The sequence below is a fragment of the Pseudomonas syringae group sp. J254-4 genome (assembly GCF_032586855.1).
GTDB classification, from domain to species: Bacteria; Pseudomonadota; Gammaproteobacteria; order Pseudomonadales; family Pseudomonadaceae; genus Aquipseudomonas; species Aquipseudomonas amygdali.
On the sequence record NZ_JAWHOO010000013.1, the window covers coordinates 39,040 to 58,900 of the forward strand.

Below are 19,861 nucleotides of genomic sequence, written 5' to 3' on the forward strand. Positions count from 1 at the left end.
CTGTTGTCCTTAAAATATGCCACAGTCACTGTTGGTGGCGATCAGACTGGAGCCACACGCAGTCTTGTCGCCATGGCGGGCAACCGGCCGGCCATCTACCAACGTTGACGTGTCACCTGTCGCAATTGCACAGACCCCATGCGGGCACATGACTTTATCGCCGACTCTGGCCACCAGTCGACCATTGACCAGGGTGGTCGGAGATCCTTCGACAACAACCCCGGCCTTGTCGGTCGGATCGTTCAGCAAAATGATCGGGCGCATGTTGATACTCCTTGTGGTTGGCTGTCAGAGCTTTTAATCGCGCTGCGGCAGAGTGCCCAGCAGATCGCGAATGCCATCGACGACGCTACCGTCCTTGATCACGTCGCTCAGCCAGCTTTCCAGCGGCATATTGCCCCATTTGATGGCGCGCTCTACCAAATAGGGCACCGGACTATGGGGTTCGGTCTGCTTAAAGAATTGTGCTACGCCTTGCAGCAGTGCAAACGCTTCGTCCCGGGTCAGTGGCACGGTGCGCATGGGCGCGTTGGCTGCCGGGTTGTCGACTCGAGTTACAGGCCGCTCGCTGACTGGTTCGACTTCAGCTTCATCTTTTGGTTGGTTAGCGGGTGCTGCTACCTCGACACCCCGGTCCTTGAGCAATCGCTCAACCAACTGCCGGGCGTGGGTAAGTACGTCATTGAGTGCGAGGAAGCTGGGTACGTCGCGCTCAAAGACGCTGTCGATGGTCGACTGCAATTGTTTGCAGGCAACCAGGCACTCACTCATCTCCGCGTATTTACGGTTCAGGTGATCGGTATCGGTAAGCACGACCGAGCGCTGGAACAATTCAGCGTTGATCTTGCCTTCTTCGAGAGCCTGGTTCATTGCCGACGAGTTCTGTCGAGCCAGGTTTTCAACTTGTCGAGATTCATCATATTTGAACAGGCTGTAGCCCTGTCCCTGGGTAATCGGTAGCGTACGGACCACTTCGGCCAAGGTTGTATTCAACCACCCCAAGCGAGCAGAACGCTCTTCGGTGCCGTCTTCCAGAGAAGGGAACAGGGTGTCCCAGAAATCTTCCAGCATGGCTTGAGCCACTGCCAGCGCGAAACGGATACCGCGGAAATGATATTTGTGCGCCAGACCTTCACCTAGCCATGCGACCAGCATCAAGTCTTTACTCTGTTCTGCAATCCCGGCGCTGGCCAGTTGCACAACCTGCTCCCAGTCGGCCTGTTTCAGATCGGTTTGCCAGTCGCCCTGAGTCAGATAGTCGACATCGGCGCGGCGTGCCTCCTTGATCTGATCGAACAGGCTGGAAAAACTCAGGTCTTCGCCCGCGCCACCCTGAATGGGGGTACGCAATGTGGCCAGCGAAAGGTCTTCGAGGATGTCAGACATGGACGGCTCTGCATTCAAAGGTGAAAAGAGAAGGCCACCGCGCCCATACAGGCGCGGGACCCTCGGTTGAGCGGCCGAACAACTTCAGTCGCCCGAGGCCTTACTCAGGAGTAGACCTTGTTCAACGAGCGGTCCCAGCCGCCTGCAACTTTACCGCCGCCTGCGCCATCGGAACGCTTCTGCTGGGTGTAGGCGATCTTGATGCGGGAGAAGTTGAACTTGATCTCTTCCAATGGCAGATCGCTCTCCGCCTTGGTTTCGCCAGCCACAGGCATGTTGCCCAGGAAGGTGACAGAAGAGATGACCACTTCTTCCAATGTGATGGTCATGTAGGTCAGCTTGTCGCCGCCGGCACGGTTAAGGTTGAGGACAACTTCCTTGATGTGCTGGCCTTTGCAGCATGACTCGAAGGCTTTGGGAGAAGCCTTGTCGACATACTTGATAACCGTGAAGTCGCTCAGGTTAACGCGCTCGGAAGAAGCGCCTCCAGACGAACTGGCAGTCGCCGAAGTCGCCTGTGTAGCGCCGTGCGTGTAGCTCAGGATTTCGATCCAGTCCTTGAACTTGTCGTCCAGACTTTCACCCGGGATGCCGTCAATTTTGAGGAATGCGTCAAATGCCATTTTTCATTTCTCCTTAAAAGGGCTTTCATTGATCCACAAGTTGGATCGCCCTGTGTTTGACCCTGCCACGTAATGGCTGGGCCGTTCTAAAGCCATGCATGCCGAAGCAGGCCACACATGGCGATCGTTTTTACCTCGGGCGCGACTCAGTTAAGCGCGCGCACCTCGATTTCCACTCGTCTGTTGGGCTCAAGGCAGTGAATCAGCTCGGCGCGCGGCATCTGCATGTCGCAATGCACCAGTGGCTTATTGCTGCCCTCGCCGACCGCGTCGACCAATTCGCTTGGTAGGCCTTTACCCACGAGGTAGGTTTTGATGGTCTGAGCACGCTGTTTGGAAACCTGCAGGTTGCTCTGCGCATCGCCAATCTGGTCGGCGTGGCCAGTGATCACGATCTTGCCCACGTTTGGTGTGTTCAGCAGTTTTCCGGCGATAGCGCTCAACTGACGTTGTCCGGCAAGCTCAAGACTTTGAAAGTCAGCGCGGCCAAACGCGAACAAGGTGTCGGACTCCAAAGTGATGGTTTCGATAGCGCGCAGGGACTGCGAAAGCAGGCTGTTTATGTAATTGCGTGAACTGGAGATCAGAAACGCGTTGTTGAGGATGCGGGGTACGTCAAGCTCGCGAATCTGATCGCTGTAGAACGCTATCTGACGCCCGGCAAACTGATAGTCATCAACCTCGCCAGCGGCTTGAGCGGACATGCCTGTGTCGTGTGGAACCTGCTTGTAGATCGCTGGATACCAGTAATCTGGTATTCGTGCCTTGAGCACCGCAGGGTCGGCTTGCTCACGTTGCGCCTTGGACAGCATCAAGTAAGTGTCCAGGGTAGTCTTGCCAAAGGTCGCAACTGACTGGGCGCGGTTATCCACAGGCAACGCGCGCGGTTCTACGCTATCTATTCCTGTGACGGTTGTCAGTGTCGGCGCGTTGCGCTGGTATATCTTGATGCTGCTCAGCAGGTAGAGCGAGCGAGTCAGGTTATCTGCAGTCGGCTTGAGCATTACGCTTTCAAGGCGTGCGAAATAACGTTGACGCACATAGGGCTCCACGTCATAGCCTTTGTACAGACCCAAACGCATGCTCAGCGGTACGCCGCCGCCGTGGTGGCGAGCATAAAGGTCTGCTGAAGTCTGCCGCAGTTGGTCCAGAGTCTGCCATTGCGTGTATTGGCCACTGGTTTGTTGGTCTTTTTGCTGCGCAGCAGCTAAGCCGCTGGAAATTGCCTGGATAGCTGCCTTGTTATTGCCGTAGGAAACTACCCATCCTACACAGAGCAACAAGCCTGCCAATGCGGCAGCGCCAATCCATATCCCTTTGCGTCGGGTTTCGCTGCGATTACTGGTATACAGCGCCACAAGATGTTGGTCAGGGATAATGACTTTCTGGAACAGGCTGTTGATAAACATCGGCTGAGCCTGCTCTACAACTGGCAACCCGGTTGACGAATCAGCCAGCGCGAAGCGCTCGGTGACATGTCGGGCGTACAATCCCTGCGTGGCTTTGTCAGCGTCGAGCGCGCTGGTGAAATAGAATCCGCGGAGTAATTCTGCGCTCTGGTAGGGATTGGCTCGAAGCAAGTCGGTGACGAAATTCTCCAGCAATGGTTTGAGTGCTATCAGTTCGAGTGGAAAATGATAAACAGCCGGATCCTGCCTCGTTAGCTGGATATCCTGCTGCACCAATTGCTGATCGGCAATTTGCTGCCAGTGGTCTACCAGTTCGCCCATCGCTACAGTGAAGCGCTTGCCCCAATCGGACTGCCTGAAACCTTCGTGCGCAAACGTCTTGCCCATCACTTCGCCACGAGTCTGGTTATCGAGCTGGCGATAGAAGTGAGTGAAACCCGGTATAAGGTCGCACTTGGTGAACACCAGATAGATAGGCAGGCGTAGCTCAAGCAGATCATGCGCTTCCTGAATGCGTTCGCGCAGGCGCTTGGCAAGGCGCTCAAGACTATCGGGCGTTGACTTCAGAACGTCCTCTACGCTTACTGCCACGATCAGGCCGTTAAGCGGGCGCCGCTGCCTGTGTTGTCGAAGCAGACTTAAAAACGCACGCCATTTGCCAGCCTCTTCCTGGTTATCCATATAACGGCCAGCGGTGTCCAGTAACACTGCTTCGGAACTGAAAAACCAGTCACAGTTACGTGTACCGCCCAATCCTGCGACTCTTGCGCCTTCACGCTCTGCATACGGAAAATTCAGTCCGGACTGATACAGCATGGTGCTCTTGCCGGACGCAGGCTGGCCGATCACCAAGTACCAGGGGAGGGCATAGAGTGCGTCTTTATTGGATGCGTTTTTCCCTGCATTGCCCTGCAGACGCTCGATGCTTTGCAGCAAGCGCTCACGTAGCAAGCTGACTTCCTCACGGTCCTGTGGACTGGAGTTCAACACCGCCTGATCGGCATCATCACGTAGCAGGGCTTCCAGATCGTGGCGCGGAGCATTGCTTCGCCCCATGAAAAGGACATAGCCAGCCGACAGCAAGAGGAAAAGCCCTATTCCCATCAGCAGGCTATGAAGGGATGAAAAGCCTATCGCCACACCTATCGACCAGACCAGAAAAATGGCCAGGAAGAACGCAACCCCCAGAACATATGGCTGGTACTTGAGAAAGTAATATTTGAGCCTGTTCATCACTACTGTTCATCCCGAGCGCTTACAAAACGCTCAATAAAGTCGTTCAATGCGAGGTGGTCGGCAGGCAGCACGAGCGAGGCGGCAGACGTGGGTTCCAATAACGGATCCAGCAGGTTGTAGCGGTCCTCGGGTGCAGCGATACCTGTCAGCATCCGGTACATTTCACTATTTCCTCGCGACGGAAAGCACAGCAGTCCCGGTCGCATAAAGCTGTCTACCAGCACGCTGACATCCGGCATGCCCGTTTTGCCGCGAAGACGTGAAAGCAATGTGCACCACAAATCAGCCATCGGGCGTTTCAGGCCGCTCTCTGCCGGCAGAGGAAGGCTTATTGCGGCCGGCTCATTGTCGCTCATGGCCTTGCGCAGCTTGTAAAGACTCGCCAGCCCAGACTGAGTGCCGAACTCCGGGTAGCTGTGGCGCAACGGGCGCGACACGTCGCGCAGGTTGAAGTCCATCAAAAACTTTTCATGCACACGCCGATAAAGGTCCAGATCCTTGGAGGTCCACAGGCGCATGGTTCTGAGTCGAGCAAAAATCTGTTCTATGTCAGCTCCTTGTGCGCCTTGCATGAGAAGTGGCTTGATCTGTCCGGCGAACAACTCGCACAGCGTGTGCGGATTGATGAACGGATCGCTGGAACCCACTTTTATGCTTTGGAACACCATAAATGGATAACGTCTGCCACTGGCATCCCGCGAGCTTATGAATCCCCCCAGCAGCCATTGTCCATTGCGGCTGCGGTACGAGAAAAAACACACGGGCAACTCATCAAACAGTTCGCGCCAGTCTTCACGCATCTGCATGCGCCCAAGGCTGGTTTGTAACCACAGGTCGAACTCACATACCTCCGGCATGGCTCCGTTCAAACTGATGAAGTCGGCACTCGCGGGCACTTTGCCAAAACATCCAATCATCAGCCTGTGCCCCCTCTGTGATGGCTTCCCATAATCAGTTTTTCTGCCCGGAGTCGTTAAGCACGCTTAATGATTTGACCTGAGCGAGATCTGTCATCTTGACGCCGCCATAGTTACGAACGACCAGACTTACCGGCCCGGCAGCCGACTGCCAGGCGAAACGTTGCTGAACCGTGTCCAGGTCGGTGACGCGAGCACTGTCGTTCATCTTCAGCAGGCCCCAACGGCCTGGGTAGTCGAAAACAGTGATGCGTTGGCCTTCCAGAGTCACTACGTCCAGGCGTGCCCCCGGTGCGTTGGAGGTACCCGGCCAGGAGAACCGATTCCAACTGGTACGACCGTTTCGATAATGCTGTTCCTGTCCATCGAGCGTGAAAATGATGTCGGTGTAGCGAGCCGATGGCTCCAACATGATTTCGAAGCCGTTTTCACGATCCGACAAACTGGCGATGACTTGTCCTACCGAGCTAGCCTTGTCGATGCTGTCAATCATTCGTGTATTGACCAGAGGCGCAGCGTTACCGCCTGTACCCATGCCCAATCCTTCGCCGCCAGCCAGGTTGCCGATTTCGTTGCGTTTGAACGCGGGCAGCAAACCTGTTTCAGGATCGACGAAACGCTGCAAATCCTTGACCGATGCCTCGTTTTCACTGCCTGCCACAATGGGATAACGGTAAGCCATGACCTGTTTCCAGGGTCTGGCAACATCCTGTGACCAGGCTTTTGCGATTTGTTGGCCAGCCGGGTCGCGAAGTGTTTCCCAGGCATACTGCAGTGGCGAGTTGAACAGGCGTTGCAAGGAGTTCGAGAGCCCTCCTTCGCTGGTATCGACGCTGGTCTCGATGTAGTTGCGTACCTGTGTAACTTCAGAAGGCTGTCCTTCCAGTGTTTCGCTGATCAACAGCTTGCTGTTCTTGCCGACATCCTGCGATCGCTGAATATTGGTCAAACGCACTTTGAGCTTGCGTAACGCTGCCAGATATCGATCCATCACCGTGCTGTCCGCGCCCTCTGCATTTTGCGTGGCGAACAGGCGTGCGACGGGTTCGAAGCGTTTTGCCAGACTCCCATCGTCAACACGTGGCAATGTCACTACCAGGCTTTCGGCTTGCTCGCTCTGGGTACTGAAAGTGCCTTTGATGCCGCTCCAGAACCCGTCGTCCGCTTTATTCGGAGACGCCGCAGAATTGACTTTGGGCAAGTCCCACGACGTGTTCTGGTTCACGGCGTGCAACAGACTCTTGACGGGGGAGTTCTGCACGTCGCTAAGCACTGATAGGCGCTCGGTAGCATTGGCCATGTCGGTGAAATGACGTACACCTACGCCTCTGAGCATCCTGAACCAGGCATCTGCGTAGTCGGCTTTGTAGCGAGCCATCAGCTCACGCACGAAGTTGGCTTTCTGAACCATGGCATTGCTGCCTTCGCTATCGAGTACCCAGTCACTGTCGTTGCGCAGATTGCCTGACAGCAACTTGATCAGTTCGGGCTGCAGGAACTCTTCCCAACCTTGTCGGGTGTAAATGGCAGGTACTGCTTCCGCCGAAAATAACTGATCACGTCCGGCTGCGGGCACCATGTCCGATAGCGTAAGCGACGGGAACTGACGGCTCGACTCCAGCTGAAGGCGCAGATACTCACGATCAACCAGAGAGCTGGCAATCATGAAGGAACGCAGACTTTGCCGTGTTTCGTTGACCAGTTGTTCATTGCGTCGCAGCGCTGGCGCGGTGCCTTGTTGCAGGTAGCGCACATACATCGCGGTATTGGCTTCAATCAGTGCCGGACTGATTTCCCGGCCCTCGGCCTGCGCCGCCAGTGCCCAGGCTTGAGGAAGTTCGTCAGCGACGAATTCGGCATCGCGGTGCTCATCCGGACGCGACAGAATCAGATAAAGCTTAAGGGCACTGTAAGCCTTGATCACGGACGACACTTGTTGCTCCGTCAACCGGCTGAGACTGTCTTCCGACAGTGACAACCCGGCAGTCAGTGCGGTGTCTTCGGCTAGATCCGTAGTTGACTCGGATTTGGCGTTATCGCGAAGAGCATCCAGCGTTCTGCGGCGTCCAGCCTCGCTTGCTTCGTTGACAACCGAGCGTAGCTGGCCGGTCAGGTCTGTACCATTACGCGGCAAACTGGCCGTTGCTTTCAGTGCACCGATGTTCTGTGTTTTTGCAGATGTCCTCGCCGGAGACTTGGTCGAGCGACGTTTATCAGTCGGTGCCAGCGGGCTTCGATCCACCGTCTGAGCAAACTGGTTCAGCTCGCGAAGTTGCACTTGCAAGTACTTGCCAATGGGCTCAAGCGCTTGGGTGCGTAGCTGCTGCAGGTAAGCCTCACGCAGCGGGATAAGTAGGTCATCGCCGCTGTATAGTCCGGCTCCCAAAGCAAAGGGCACACCGTGGCTGCCGTAGCCCTCGAACTCGGTAAGGTAAACACGCAATGTTTCCATCGCCTGTCCTGACCGCAAGCGTTCTGCCTGATCGGGTGCAGTTTCAAGCTGCGTTAATTCGTTTGCGATGCCCGCAAGCATTTCACGGTTTTTGTTATAAGAAACCGCCTCCCAGGCTATCAGGGATATTCCCGCTAATGCAGCCACTGCAATCAACGTAGGGGTCAACGACCGGGTGCGACCCAAGCGTGAATAGTAAAGGCTCAGGTTGCGATCCGGGAACACTACCTGGCGAAATGTCTCAGTAATGAAATAGCTCTTGTCGCCTATCTTTTTGCTTGTAGCGCTTTGTGCGGGATGCTCTTTAGGTTCAAGCGCGTAATAGCTCCCAAGAGCGTCCTCATAAACAGGTGGCAACTGCTCATCTGTCTGCAGGGCGCTGGTGAAGTAGACACCTCGCACCATGGGGGGCGTATGCCCTTGCGCCGAGCGTTCAAACTGATCCAGAAAATCAGAGATAACGGTCGACAGCTCGGCAAAGTAATTTGGAAATTGCAGCAGTTCGGCGCTGTCGGTTTTGCCCCCGATAATGAGCTGAGTGTCTACATGGTGTCTTACGCTCTCCAGCAAATGGGCAAACTTGTTTTCCACAACGGCGCGCAGGCCTTTAGTCCGCACATCCGACAAGGCAAACGTCATGCCCAGAGGCTGCTGGCGTTGTGCAGTGTCCATACCTTCAAAGGCTTGGTTGAAGCCTGGCAACAGATCGGTTTTGCTGAGCATCAGGTAAAGAGGGGGGTTGACGCCTAGGCACTCACTGTATTCGTCGATCCGAGATACTAGGCGTGCAGCCAGAGCTTCGCGCTCGGCCAGTGTGGCGGAGACGATCTCTGGCAGGCTTACCACCAGAATCAATCCATTCACGGCAGGCTTGGCTCGTTGCTTGCGCAGTAGCTTGAGGAAGGAGGCGAACTCGCTGGCTGATTGGTCATCCCGCAAATAACGGCCCGCAGTATCAATCAATACTGCATCGGGGCTGAAATACCAGTCGCAGTGCTGGGTCCCGCTGTCCATGCCACTGGCCTGAGCTCCCGCGATGGTCGCTGACAGGCCTGAACGTGTCAGCAGTGAGGTTTTTCCCGACGCTGACATGCCTATGACCAGATACCATGGCAGATCAGAAAGCGCAGACGCGCCACCCCCGCCTGCTGAGCGAGAGGAGCGCAGCATCGAGATCGCGTGCTTGAGGCGCTCGCGCAATACGTGTTGGTCGCGGAACTCGCTCTCGGCCCCTAGCGATCGGTCTACCTCCAGTTGCACCAGGCTTTCGATATTTTGTTCGGCGCGAATTCTGCGGTACTGACGCAGGACAATAAGCAGCAGGCAGAAAGCACTGATCAGCGCCATTGCCACATAGATGTTCTCCCGCGTGAAATTCCAGCGCGGGAGTGCCAGCCAGCAGGCCAGCAAACCGACGGTCCACAGCAGGGCCAGTGCAAACCAGAAATTTTTCAAACAACGCAATAATGCTTTCATGTCTTCCTGACCGGATCCGTAACTGAATTAAACGCCGAACAGCTGACGGACCTGTTCGGCCAGTGCTGCTACCTCTTTGCCCAGAAGCCAGTCCAGGGTCAGATAAACGGCACCGCATATCAGTGCAATGAGTACCAGATAAAGCCATAGGGGGACTTCATAACGGAACATCTGAGACACTTGATCAGGCAGCGCCCAGTCAGGGGAAAGCGCCTTGCGCGGAGTTCGATAACGAGCGATGTCCTGGCCAAGGGTATTGGCGATGTAACGAAGTTGATCTTTTTTCTCAAGGCTGTACTTGCCTTCAAAGCCCAACGCCAGGCACAGGTGGTAAACCTCGAGTACATCAAGGTTGCGCTTCACGTCGGTACGCAATGCTTCAAGTTTCTCGAAGAAACCCTGGCCAGCCAGGTGCACACCAAAGTACTGAAATTGCAACGGATTGACTTCAATCTGATTGCGGATTTCACTCTGCCCGGCGTTCAGGACACTTTCATCCAGAAACGCGCACAGAGCGTATTGCGCATCCCGGACTTGTTCGACGCTGTAGTTGGCGCGACGCGCATCCCGCTCAAGCGCGGGAAAGAACTGGTCCACGCTAGCACGCAGACGACTGACGTCACGTACTTTGTTTCCGCGGCGAATCATCAACGCCATGGTCATAAAATCCTTGACCATATCCTTAAGTGTCAGTGTTTGCACCGGGGCACTAACGCCGCCTTGCATCACGGCATCATTCATTTGAGCACCGCCATCAGTTCAAGCTTGAGATTTTTAAATGCGCTGGGTACATAGAACGCGATGGCGTTAGCTTTCATCATGCGCTCGTAGACCCGGCCATGGGGTTCGATCGAGAAGTATTGGTTGTCCAGGCGTACGGGAATAGCATTTGGTGTTCGCACGCAGTGGCTGAGTGCCGCCCCCGGCATTGCCGTATTGACCACTACTTCAATGTCTTCCGGCGAGCCAACCTTGAAGGCTCGTGGTACCAGTTCAAGAACCTGAGCACCTGGCATGTCTGCATGAACCGCAATGTAAAAGTCAGCCTCACTCAAGCGTGGATCGTTCAGGCGGCCAACAAAATAGGACGTGCGAGTCTGTTCCAGGCTGATCGGAATATATTGGTTGGGCACAACACTGTTGAGCAGTTCGCGAACCAGCCTGTCGAGCTTGATCATGGCAGTGGCCGGGTCATGATGATCATAGGCAGGAATGTCATTGAGCTGTGCGCTCAGGGAAAAAGTCAGCAGGCTGCCCGCCAGCTCAGCCAGAAAACGATACAGTTGTTCTGGATGCAGCCTAGGGTGCTGAAGCAGGTGAGCAAGTCCCGGATACGCGCGATTGACGGTATATAACAACCAGAACAGGCTGACATCGCTCGACCCGAATTCAGCGATCTGATCTGCTCTTTCCCTGCGGCGGCCAGACAGTGTTTCGCTCTTGCTCTGCAGAAGCGCGAGCAGGCGCTGGGCAATTTTCAGCAAGGTTTCATGCGACCCTATGTGCAGGGCGGGATGAATGAACTGATTGTCCAGGCTAAATCCATTAATGTTATTGCGCTGTAGCAGGGTCAGAGGGCAGTAGCTGTAGCCATCAAGTGAATCACCATCGATAAGCAGCACCACATTCAGACGCAAACTGGTAATTTCGTTTTCCAGCTCGCCCTCATTGATATCAGGCAACATATCGAAGGCTTTGCGATACCGACGCGCGCCTTTGCGCTCTTCACCTTCGTCGAGGTAATTGGCGCTGTACGGTTCAGCCAATTTCAACGCCGCATATACTTTCAGCTCCGAACCGTGCTGCACATCTTTCAAATCGCGCGCAGCAGGCAGAGGGTCGTGTTGCGGTGCGTCAAAAAGCGAGCCGTCAGGAAAAACCATCTGTAGCCGCTTGAGCTGCAGCACTCCATTTATCAAGGCTTGCTCATCCACTTCCAGAAGCTGCACGCCCCAATGAAATGGTGACGAGCGCAGCGTTGCCTGAGCCAGCTGGTTCTGGTGGAACTCATCCTGATACTGGAAGTGCTGTGGCAGAAGGAACATGCCCTCTGACCACATCACACGGCTCTTTTTACTCATTTAGCACCTTCCAGAGCTGAATCAAATGTATTGCTCAGCGACTTCTTAATAGAATTGTTGGCAGCGTCTTCGGCAGATTCGGCGGCCTTTGACTGCATGCGCTCCATAAGCCCAGGCTCTGTATGCTCTGGCTGGGCTGGCTGTAATGGCGCGATGATTTGTTCTTCGGGCATCTGCAGCACATCTTGCCCTCGCTCGGCACTGATGCGGTTCACGTCCAGAAGCACGCGGCCGCCCTCGGATGAAAACAGAATTCCGTCCTTGCGAAACGCGTCGGCATTGAATGCCATTTTCCAGCGGCCGCCTCTGTCATCACGAAAGAAGGCCGCTACTGCGATGTACCGTGCTTCCTTGGCCAGTGGCCAGGTCTGGACCTGACCCATCCCGGGTAAAACCACGAGTTCGCGGGTATCGAGCACGGTGTTGCCGAGCACCTGTTCGGGGTGGTCCAGCAGCGTGTTTGAGTCCGCGCTGTTGAACTTGTCCAGTGAGGTCAACTGATAAACCCTGGTCACGACGGACAAAGGCATGCCGGAGGTATTGGGGTTCAACTGGTTGCCGCCGTCCACGGTCAGAACGATCTTTTCATCGCTGCTGAACAGCATGTCGCCTGCCCATGTGTCATCGACTCGCTTGCCTACACGGTCAGTGATGCCGCAGGCGGTCAGCCCTAGCAACATAATCAAAACACCCAAATACCTGCCCATTCTGCTGCTCCTGAAACACTTCCTATCGACACCCGGCAATTCGGGCGACGCTGAATCTCATCCGGCTTCCGGTAGTCGTTTACGCCACGGTGTACGAAAAGCCTCCGGCCTCATCAAGGCCGATGCTCATGCTATTGACGGGTTTTTCTTCTGCCATACGTGCCAACACGTGCTCTGCCAATTCAGGCATCAATGTGCCGGACAGTATGTTGTCTATGTTCCGGGCTCCGCTGTCGACTTCCGTGCAGCGCGCGGCAATCGTGGGCACCAGCTCCGGACTGAACTCTAAAGAGGCCTGATGATTTCGTTCGAAACGCTCACGGATACGCGCTAGCTTCAGACCGACAATGCGCTCGAGCACGGCGTCCTGTACCGGGTAATACGGAACAATACTCAAGCGCCCGAGAAATGCAGGTTTAAAAACGTTGTTGAGCTGGTCGCGCAGGTCTTCGACGATCTGGGCGGGGGCGGGTAGCTCGCTGACTCCGAGACACGTCTGCATGATGTGCTCGGTGCCGACATTGGACGTGAGGATAATCACCGTGTTACGGAAGTTGATTTCGCGTCCTTCGCCGTCATCCAATACGCCTTTGTCGAATACCTGGAAAAACAGTTCGAGCACGTCCGGATGGGCCTTTTCGACTTCATCCAGTAATACGACGCTGTAGGGCTTGCGACGCACAGCTTCAGTCAATACGCCGCCTTCGCCGTATCCGACGTAGCCCGGCGGTGAGCCCTTGAGGCTGGAGACAGTATGGGCTTCCTGATACTCGGACATATTGATCGTGATGACATTGCGTTCACCGCCGTACAGCGTATCGGCCAATGCCAGCGCGGTTTCCGTTTTGCCAACACCGCTGGGGCCAAGCAATAAAAATACGCCGATTGGCTTATTGGGGTCTTCCATGCGCGCACGGGAAATCTTGATGCGTTTGCCTATTTCATGCAGAGCATGGTCCTGACCAAGAACGCGTTCGGCCAGCAGTGCAGGTAAGCGCTGGACGGTATCAATCTCGTCGCGCAGCATTTTGCCCAGTGGGATACCTGTCCAGCCGGAGATCACTTCACCAATGGTGGCCCCGTCTACCAGCGCATGCACCAATGGCTGCTCACCCTGAACTTTTGCAAGCTCGGCCCGGAGGTCGGCAAGCTCGGTGCGGTGGTCCTGCCCTGTGGTCTGTTCGCTAAGTTCGTGCAACTGTTTGACCAGTTCCAATTCGCGTTGCCACTGTGTGACCAGTTCCTGTTCGCGTTTCTCGGCGTCGGTCAGTTCTGCACTGAGTTGAGCAAGTCGGCGCTGATGGTCGCTGCCTTTGATCTGTTCCTTTTCCAGCAGAGATATTTCAGTGCGCAGGTTGTCAATCATGCGCCGGCAATCTTCGAGCAGGCCGGGCTGTGATGTCTGGCCCAGTGCGACACGCGCGCAGGCGGTATCCAGTACGCTGACGGCCTTGTCCGGCAATTGCCTGCCTGTGATGTAGCGATTGGACAGGCGGACGGCCGTTACGAGCGCTTCGTCCATGACCGCTACTCGATGGTGCTCTTGCATTTTTTCCAAGAGGCCACGCAACATGTAAATTGCCTGATCTTCTTCCGGCTCCTCTACTTTTACGACCTGAAAGCGGCGGGCGAGGGCGGCATCCTTCTCGAAGTATTTTTTGTACTCGGCCCACGTAGTGGCGGCAATAGTCCGCAGTTCGCCGCGCGCCAAGGCTGGTTTGAGGAGGTTGGCCGCATCGTTCTGTCCTGCCTGGCCACCTGAGCCAATCAGCGTATGGGCTTCATCGATAAAAAGAATGATTGGATGCACGCTGCGCTTAGTTTCTTCAATCACTGATTTGAGACGGTTCTCGAATTCGCCCTTAATCCCGGCTCCTGCCTGTAGCAGGCCCAGATCGAGTGTATGAATAGCGACATCCTTGAGTGGCGTTGGCACATCGCCCAGAGCAATACGTAATGCCAGGCCCTCAACTACCGCGGTTTTACCGACACCGGCTTCCCCCGTCAGAATCGGATTGTTCTGCCGCCGACGGGTGAGGATATCAACCATCTGGCGCACTTCGAATTCGCGTCCCAGTACCGGATCGATACGTCCTTCCCGCGCGCTGAGTGTCAGGTCCACGGTGTATTGATCCAAGGCAGGAGTCTTGCCGTTGCCCTTGGTTGCCGGTCGTTGAGTATCGTTTCCGGCTGGCAAAGACGCGCTTTGCTGTGACTCGCTGCTGGCTGAAATGAAGTCCTCGAGATTGGCTTTCAAATCGTCAACATTGATCTTTTCCAATTCGGGCGCTGAAGCCGCTATGACCCGACGCAGCTCCTTGTCGTCGAGCAAAGCCTGTAACAGAAAGCCACTGCGGATAAGGCTTTGGCCGTATTCGATCGAAGCCAATACCCAAGCTCGTTCGATCAGTTGGGTTATGTGCGGGGATAGGGCGGGGGTGCGAGTATTCCCGGTTTTGAAGTCACTCATGGCACTGGCCAACTGAGACTGCAAGCGCTCTATCACTACATCGTAGTGACGTAATATCGGTAGCAGGTCGTTGTCGTCGCCTTCAAGAAGCTGCAGTAATACATGCTCGATATCGACTTCGTAGTGACGTTCCGCGAGGCACAACGCAGCAGCGCTTTCAGTCGCGTTGCGGCAGGTGTCATTGAGCTTGGCAAAGAGTGACTTAAGGTTCACAGGGCGACCCCATCAAAAGGAATACGGAAAACAGCGCAACGTGACGGATTTACTTTTTCGCCAGGCCGCTTCAGCCAGCCAAGCCAGCCCAGCGCTGTGTTTGTGTTACGACCCAGACGCGCCAAAGGGATCGCCTCAGGCATGAGTTGCGGAGCAAGTTCAAAGTCCACAGAGGGGCCCAGGTAGAAGCGCACCACATCAACCAGTTTTCGGTAGTCGTCAGCACCTGGTTGAAAGCGCTGATAGTCAGCAAGTTCCAAGGGACCGATGTCGATGCGCACGCAGGACTGGTAGTCCCATACGCGATTGCCGGCCACCGCGCTTTCACCGAGAGTTGCATTGGCACGTCCCAGTTGCGAGCACTGCTCCGGCTCAAGTTTCAACCAGCGTCCGGCAAAGGGGCGCAGTGAAAAGGGTTGTCCGAAGTAGAAGCTCAACATCACTTCCAGGTTGTGCGGATTACGAGGCCGCTGGGTGAACAATCCCGAGAAGTAGGTGAATAACTCCTGGCGAACAGGTGAGCCGCTCGCGCCAAATTTTCGCTTCTGACTTTGCTTGCCGAAACCCACCAGATTGAGCATATAGCGCTCGAAATCCGATGACCCCTTGCGCTCATGTTCGATGTGAAACTTGTATTTCTGCCATGACTGATAGAAGAGAGCGATCATGCGGTGAGAGAACACATCCAGAAACGCATGGGCACCATCGTCCCTCTGCTGAATATGCCGGTTCATGAGCATTTCAGTGTAAGGACGGGGCAGTACTCCTGAGGGCCCTATCAACCCCATGAACGTTACCTGCACTTCGGTCAATGCCTGCTCAGCAGCAGTCGAATCCTCGAAACGCTCGAATTTGAGATCGCTGACTTCGCTCACGGGAAAGTTCAGCGACAGCTGCGTACGAAAACGCAGCGGGTCCTCATGCGGGCGCGCTTCGGGATCAATACGTCCTGCTCTGCTGTAATGCAGACGCAGCAACCTGACCAGTTGGAAAAACTCAAACCGGTAAGGCTCTGCGCGTGCCTGATCGATCAGACCAGAGGTTGATCGCCCGTTCTGGGTGGCCATTGCACAATTCTCTTTTCCCGCTGGCGGGTACGAAGGGTAAGTTGGGTAAAACTGTTGACGGTGCAGTACTGTCCGAAAAAGTGATCAAGGACTTTGCCGAACAGGAATACGCCGCTGCCGATGTATTGGCTTTCGTCTAGTTCCAGGGTGATGCCTACCCCACGCACGAAGTTGGGACGGGGGTGGCCGATACGCACGACAACAGCCTCACTCTTGATCGACAGGATTCCGCTGATCTGCTTTCTAACTGCCAGTCCGCGTCGATAGTTGTAGAGGCTCAACATTTCCTGAAGCACTTCCTTGCCCTGCGACACCAGCGACATGTGATTCAGGGACAAGTGAGAAATAAGGCGCCAGATCAAGCCGTCGCCCAGAGGCACGCGTGCTGTCACTGTAGGTTTGCGCAGTAGCCGGATACCGTCGACCACCCCATCATTCTCAAATATGAAGTCACTCTGGCTGCCTCCGTAACTGAGCAGTTGCGGTAAGTCCCGGTTACTGCAAGTCAGGGATATGCTCAACGAATCACTGCCAGCATCGACGAGGTCGAGCTCGCGATCCACGACTCGTATAACCATTTCTGTGCCGCCCTGCTTGCCGTGTCTGGAGGGGCGCCGCCGGCCGATCCAATAGCAGGCGTCTGGACCCAGGTCACCTCTAGGCTCGAAAAACGGGTTGCACTCGCTGACGGTGTCAGTACCGGCTATTTTTTTGACCCGCTGTACGCGGTCGATGGAGACTACTTCTGCATGTCCCTGCAGCCTGACATCGGGGGTAACGGCGTATTCGTGCCGTGTATGAGTGAGCTTGACCGGCTCGGCCTGTTGTTTGAACAGGTTGATGATCGGAGTGCATCCAAGTTTGAAATTATTACGCCCCAGATTTTGTGCAAGCCGCGCAAGCCGATCGCCCATTTCGTAATGAGCAAAATAGAAGTTGATCTCGATATCCTTGAGGTCTCGATCAGCCAGGCTTCTCTTGAGTCCTCCAATATCGACGAACATGAATTTGTCCGGAAACGTAAAGTAGTCGTGCAGCAGTCTGTACCCGAGGAACGAGCGTTCCGAGTAATCCACCAGACCTTCATCGCGCTCAAAACCAACCGCTTTCAACGCACCCTGTGGCAGACCGATTTCCCGACGTTTTCCCTGCTCTGTAAAACTGACAGTGGCCTTAGCCAAATTGTTGAATAGCAGCTCGTACAATTGCAGCATCAGCGTGCTTTCGCCGTCGAGGAAAAAGCGCAGGGTCTCGATGTCCAGTTGACCGAAGTGGAGATGGGTGGTGGCGGTCAGGCCAATTTTCAGGCAGGCCACCAGATCCGCACTGTGCCCATTGAAAGCAGAGCGCTCCAGTTCGACAAACGATGCATCTCGCACCGCGATAGGCCACAGGTCGACGGGGTAGCAGGTTCTGAACTTGCACGCCACGCCCTCTACGGTCTTGGAACTTATCTCCGTATGCCGCTCGATGGTGTAGCAGGCAGTCAGCGTAGAGGTTGTCCCGCTACTGAATTCCGCGATGGATAATGCGGGCGTCGGGCGTAGGTAGTGTGGGTAAAGTACTTCAAGAAAGGCTTCGACAATTTCGGGAAACTCGTCGTCAAGCTTCTTGTGTATACGCGCAGCCAGAAAAGAGAACCCTTCAATCAGGCGCTCGGCATGGGGGTCCTCGCAGTTATCACCTTCGATCAGTAACCGCGACGCAATTTTGGGGTACTCACGCGCAAACTCCTGCCCGAGAAAGCGTAGGTGCGAGAGTTCCTTTTCGTAATAGGGCAGCAGATCGTCGAGAATCAATTGAGGTTCTGCACTTTGTATTCCTGGGTATTGACTTGCAACACCGCGTCAAAGGAAACCTGACGAGTCGCATCTTGAAGATGCAGCACTGCGTCAACCCGAAAGGTAAGCATGCGGTGGCCAATCTGCTGATTGAGCAGTTGTACTTTAACCGCTCGAAAACGTGGATCGCCGACGGTGATTGCCCGCTCCAACTGGGCCTGTATAAGGCGTCGGTCTTCAGGGTTGAGCACGCCCTTGCTGGTAAAGTCGGGCATGCCGTATTCGAGAATTGTTCCCGCCAACTCTGGATAGCCATCAAGTCTTGATGCGACGAGGCACTGACGTGTATTGACCAGTGTCTCGAGATCTCTGATCAGGCTGGCCTTGTATTCACCCAGCGAGCAAAGCCGTTTGGAGACCGCCTCGCTTGCCTGATGAGGTGCATCATCAAGCAAGCGATCAAGTAACGTCGGTACTAACTGAGGGGAACGACTCATTCAGCTATGCCTCCCTGGCTAATGGATAGGATTAACTACGCGTCGACTGTGGCAGTTCTGCCACTAGGCGTAGCGATGCTGTCAGCTCATCCAACTGATAATGAGGGCGCAAAAATGCGACCGCCTTATAAGCGCCTGGTTTGCCTGGCACCTCAACGACTTCTACGCTTGCTTCACGCAGTGGAAACTTGGCTTTGGCTTCCTGGCTCGCGGTGTCATCAAGCAGGACATAGTCGGACAGCCATTCATTAAGGAACAACTCGACATCTTTGCGCGATGCAAAACTGCCGATCTTGTCGCGCATGATCGCTTTCATGTAGTGAGCGATACGCGAGGTCGCGAAGATGTATTGCAGTTGCGCCGAAAGACGAGCGTTGGCGTTGGCAATGTCGGTGTTGTACTGCTTCTGCTTCTGGGTCGACTGAGTGCCGAAGAATGCGGCGTAGTCGGTGCCTTTGCAGTGCACCAGAGGAATGAACCCCAGGTCCGACAGCTCTTTTTCGCGACGGTCGGTGATGGCAATTTCAGTCGGGCATTTCAGCGCGATTTCGCCGTCATCAGTCTTGAAGGTGTGGGTCGGCAGGCCTTCGACCAGACCGCCGCCTTCCACGCCGCGGATCGCCACACACCAGCCGTAGCGGGAGAACGCATCGGTCACCCTGGTGCCCAGTGCGTAGGCAGCGTTCATCCACAAGTATTTGTTGTGGTCACGGCCGTCGACGCTTTCGACAAAGTTGAATTCTTCGACTGGCGTGGTATCCGGGCCATATGGCAGGCGACCCAGCACGTGCGGCAGAGTCAGGCCGACATAGCGGGAGTCTTCAGAGGCGCGGAACGACTTCCACTTGGCGTATTCGACCGTATCGAAGATCTTCGCCAGGTCGCGAGGGCCGGCCATGTCGGTGAACGAGTCCCAACCGAACAGCTCAGGCGATGCAGCCGAGATGAATGGTGCGTGGGCGGCGGCTGCCACGTGGGAGATCTCTTCCAGCAGGTACATGTCTTCCGGATTGCGGTTGAACTCGTAGTCACCCAGCAACATGCCGAACGGCGCACCACCGAAGGTGCCGTACTCTTCTTCGTAGATCTTCTTGAACAGTGCGCTCTGGTCGAATTCGGACGAGGCCTTGAGGTCTCGCACAAGGTCTTTTTTCGACGCGTTGAGCAGGTGAATTTTTAGCGTGGTGCTCGTCTCGGTCTGGTCAACCTGATACTTCAGACCGCGCCAGGACGCTTCCAGTTGCTGAAACTCACTGGCGTGCATGATTTCGTTCATTTGCTCTGAGAGCATCGAATCGATCTCGGCGATGCGCGCGTCGAGCACGGCAATCAGGTCCTTGCTTGGCGTCATTTCGCCTTCAAGTACCTGTGCCACCAGTTCGCCGATCAGATCGCGGGTACGGGTGCGCTCGGTTTCGGAGCGTGCAACGCGGCTTTCGGAAATGATGCTGTCGAGCAGGGAAGATTGCGGGGCGAAGTTTTCAACTTCAACCAGAGCGCTGTCCTGCTGAGTCACGGGTTGCTTATCGGTCATCGTCAGGCTCCT

14 protein-coding genes are annotated in these 19,861 nt (G+C 55.3%); all 14 read right to left on the reverse strand.

All coding sequences use genetic code 11. From position 1 onward, the window contains the following. Nucleotides 1–9: 9 nt before the first annotated feature. Nucleotides 10–264, reverse strand: a complete 255-nt coding sequence (locus RYB09_RS16400; protein ID WP_024959075.1) for a PAAR domain-containing protein — start codon at nt 262–264, stop codon at nt 10–12. Between the two features lie 33 nt (nt 265–297). After that, nucleotides 298–1,386 carry a type VI secretion system protein TssA gene (gene tssA, locus RYB09_RS16405; RefSeq protein WP_005746629.1) on the reverse strand — a complete coding sequence of 363 codons (1,089 nt, stop codon included), beginning with the start codon at nt 1,384–1,386 and terminating at the stop codon, nt 298–300. 104 nt (nt 1,387–1,490) lie between these two features. Beyond that, nucleotides 1,491–2,009: an Hcp family type VI secretion system effector gene (locus RYB09_RS16410; RefSeq protein WP_005730234.1), complete on the reverse strand. Its 519-nt coding sequence runs from the start codon at nt 2,007–2,009 to the stop codon at nt 1,491–1,493. A gap of 146 nt (nt 2,010–2,155) precedes the next feature. Continuing rightward, nucleotides 2,156–4,651, reverse strand: coding sequence for a type VI secretion system membrane subunit TssM (tssM, locus tag RYB09_RS16415; protein ID WP_057413494.1), 2,496 nt, complete (start codon nt 4,649–4,651; stop codon nt 2,156–2,158). A gap of 2 nt (nt 4,652–4,653) precedes the next feature. After that, nucleotides 4,654–5,571, reverse strand: a complete 918-nt coding sequence (tagF, locus tag RYB09_RS16420; protein WP_005746631.1) for a type VI secretion system-associated protein TagF — start codon at nt 5,569–5,571, stop codon at nt 4,654–4,656. 34 nt (nt 5,572–5,605) lie between these two features. Continuing rightward, nucleotides 5,606–9,499 carry a type VI secretion protein IcmF/TssM N-terminal domain-containing protein gene (locus RYB09_RS16425; RefSeq protein WP_122259182.1) on the reverse strand — a complete coding sequence of 1,298 codons (3,894 nt, stop codon included), beginning with the start codon at nt 9,497–9,499 and terminating at the stop codon, nt 5,606–5,608. A 27-nt stretch (nt 9,500–9,526) separates the two neighbouring features. Beyond that, the gene (gene icmH, locus RYB09_RS16430) at nt 9,527–10,240 is read right to left on the reverse strand and encodes a type IVB secretion system protein IcmH/DotU (RefSeq protein WP_005746633.1); all 714 of its coding nucleotides are present in this window, start codon (nt 10,238–10,240) and stop codon (nt 9,527–9,529) included. Then, entirely contained in the window at nt 10,237–11,580 is a 1,344-nt protein-coding gene (tssK, locus tag RYB09_RS16435; RefSeq protein ID WP_005734091.1) for a type VI secretion system baseplate subunit TssK, read from the reverse strand. The genes icmH and tssK overlap by 4 nt, the downstream gene beginning before the upstream one ends. After that, nucleotides 11,577–12,287, reverse strand: a complete 711-nt coding sequence (tssJ, locus tag RYB09_RS16440) for a type VI secretion system lipoprotein TssJ (RefSeq protein ID WP_316889367.1) — start codon at nt 12,285–12,287, stop codon at nt 11,577–11,579. Before tssJ ends, tssK begins: the two co-directional genes overlap by 4 nt. A gap of 79 nt (nt 12,288–12,366) precedes the next feature. Next, a complete protein-coding gene (gene tssH / locus RYB09_RS16445) occupies nt 12,367–14,970 on the reverse strand; it encodes a type VI secretion system ATPase TssH (RefSeq protein WP_122259183.1) in 2,604 nt (867 codons plus the stop codon). After that, complete coding sequence (gene tssG, locus RYB09_RS16450; RefSeq protein ID WP_122259184.1) at nt 14,967–16,037, reverse strand: type VI secretion system baseplate subunit TssG; 1,071 nt, start codon at nt 16,035–16,037, stop codon at nt 14,967–14,969. Before tssG ends, tssH begins: the two co-directional genes overlap by 4 nt. Beyond that, nucleotides 16,001–17,833 carry a type VI secretion system baseplate subunit TssF gene (gene tssF, locus RYB09_RS16455; protein ID WP_193601012.1) on the reverse strand — a complete coding sequence of 611 codons (1,833 nt, stop codon included), beginning with the start codon at nt 17,831–17,833 and terminating at the stop codon, nt 16,001–16,003. The genes tssG and tssF overlap by 37 nt, the downstream gene beginning before the upstream one ends. Then, nucleotides 17,833–18,315 (reverse strand): type VI secretion system baseplate subunit TssE, encoded by a 483-nt coding sequence (gene tssE / locus RYB09_RS16460; protein WP_005734095.1) that lies wholly within the window; start codon nt 18,313–18,315, stop codon nt 17,833–17,835. The genes tssF and tssE overlap by 1 nt, the downstream gene beginning before the upstream one ends. A 31-nt stretch (nt 18,316–18,346) precedes the next feature. Then, nucleotides 18,347–19,849 (reverse strand): type VI secretion system contractile sheath large subunit, encoded by a 1,503-nt coding sequence (tssC, locus tag RYB09_RS16465; RefSeq protein WP_122259186.1) that lies wholly within the window; start codon nt 19,847–19,849, stop codon nt 18,347–18,349. Between the last annotated feature and the right edge of the window lie 12 nt (nt 19,850–19,861).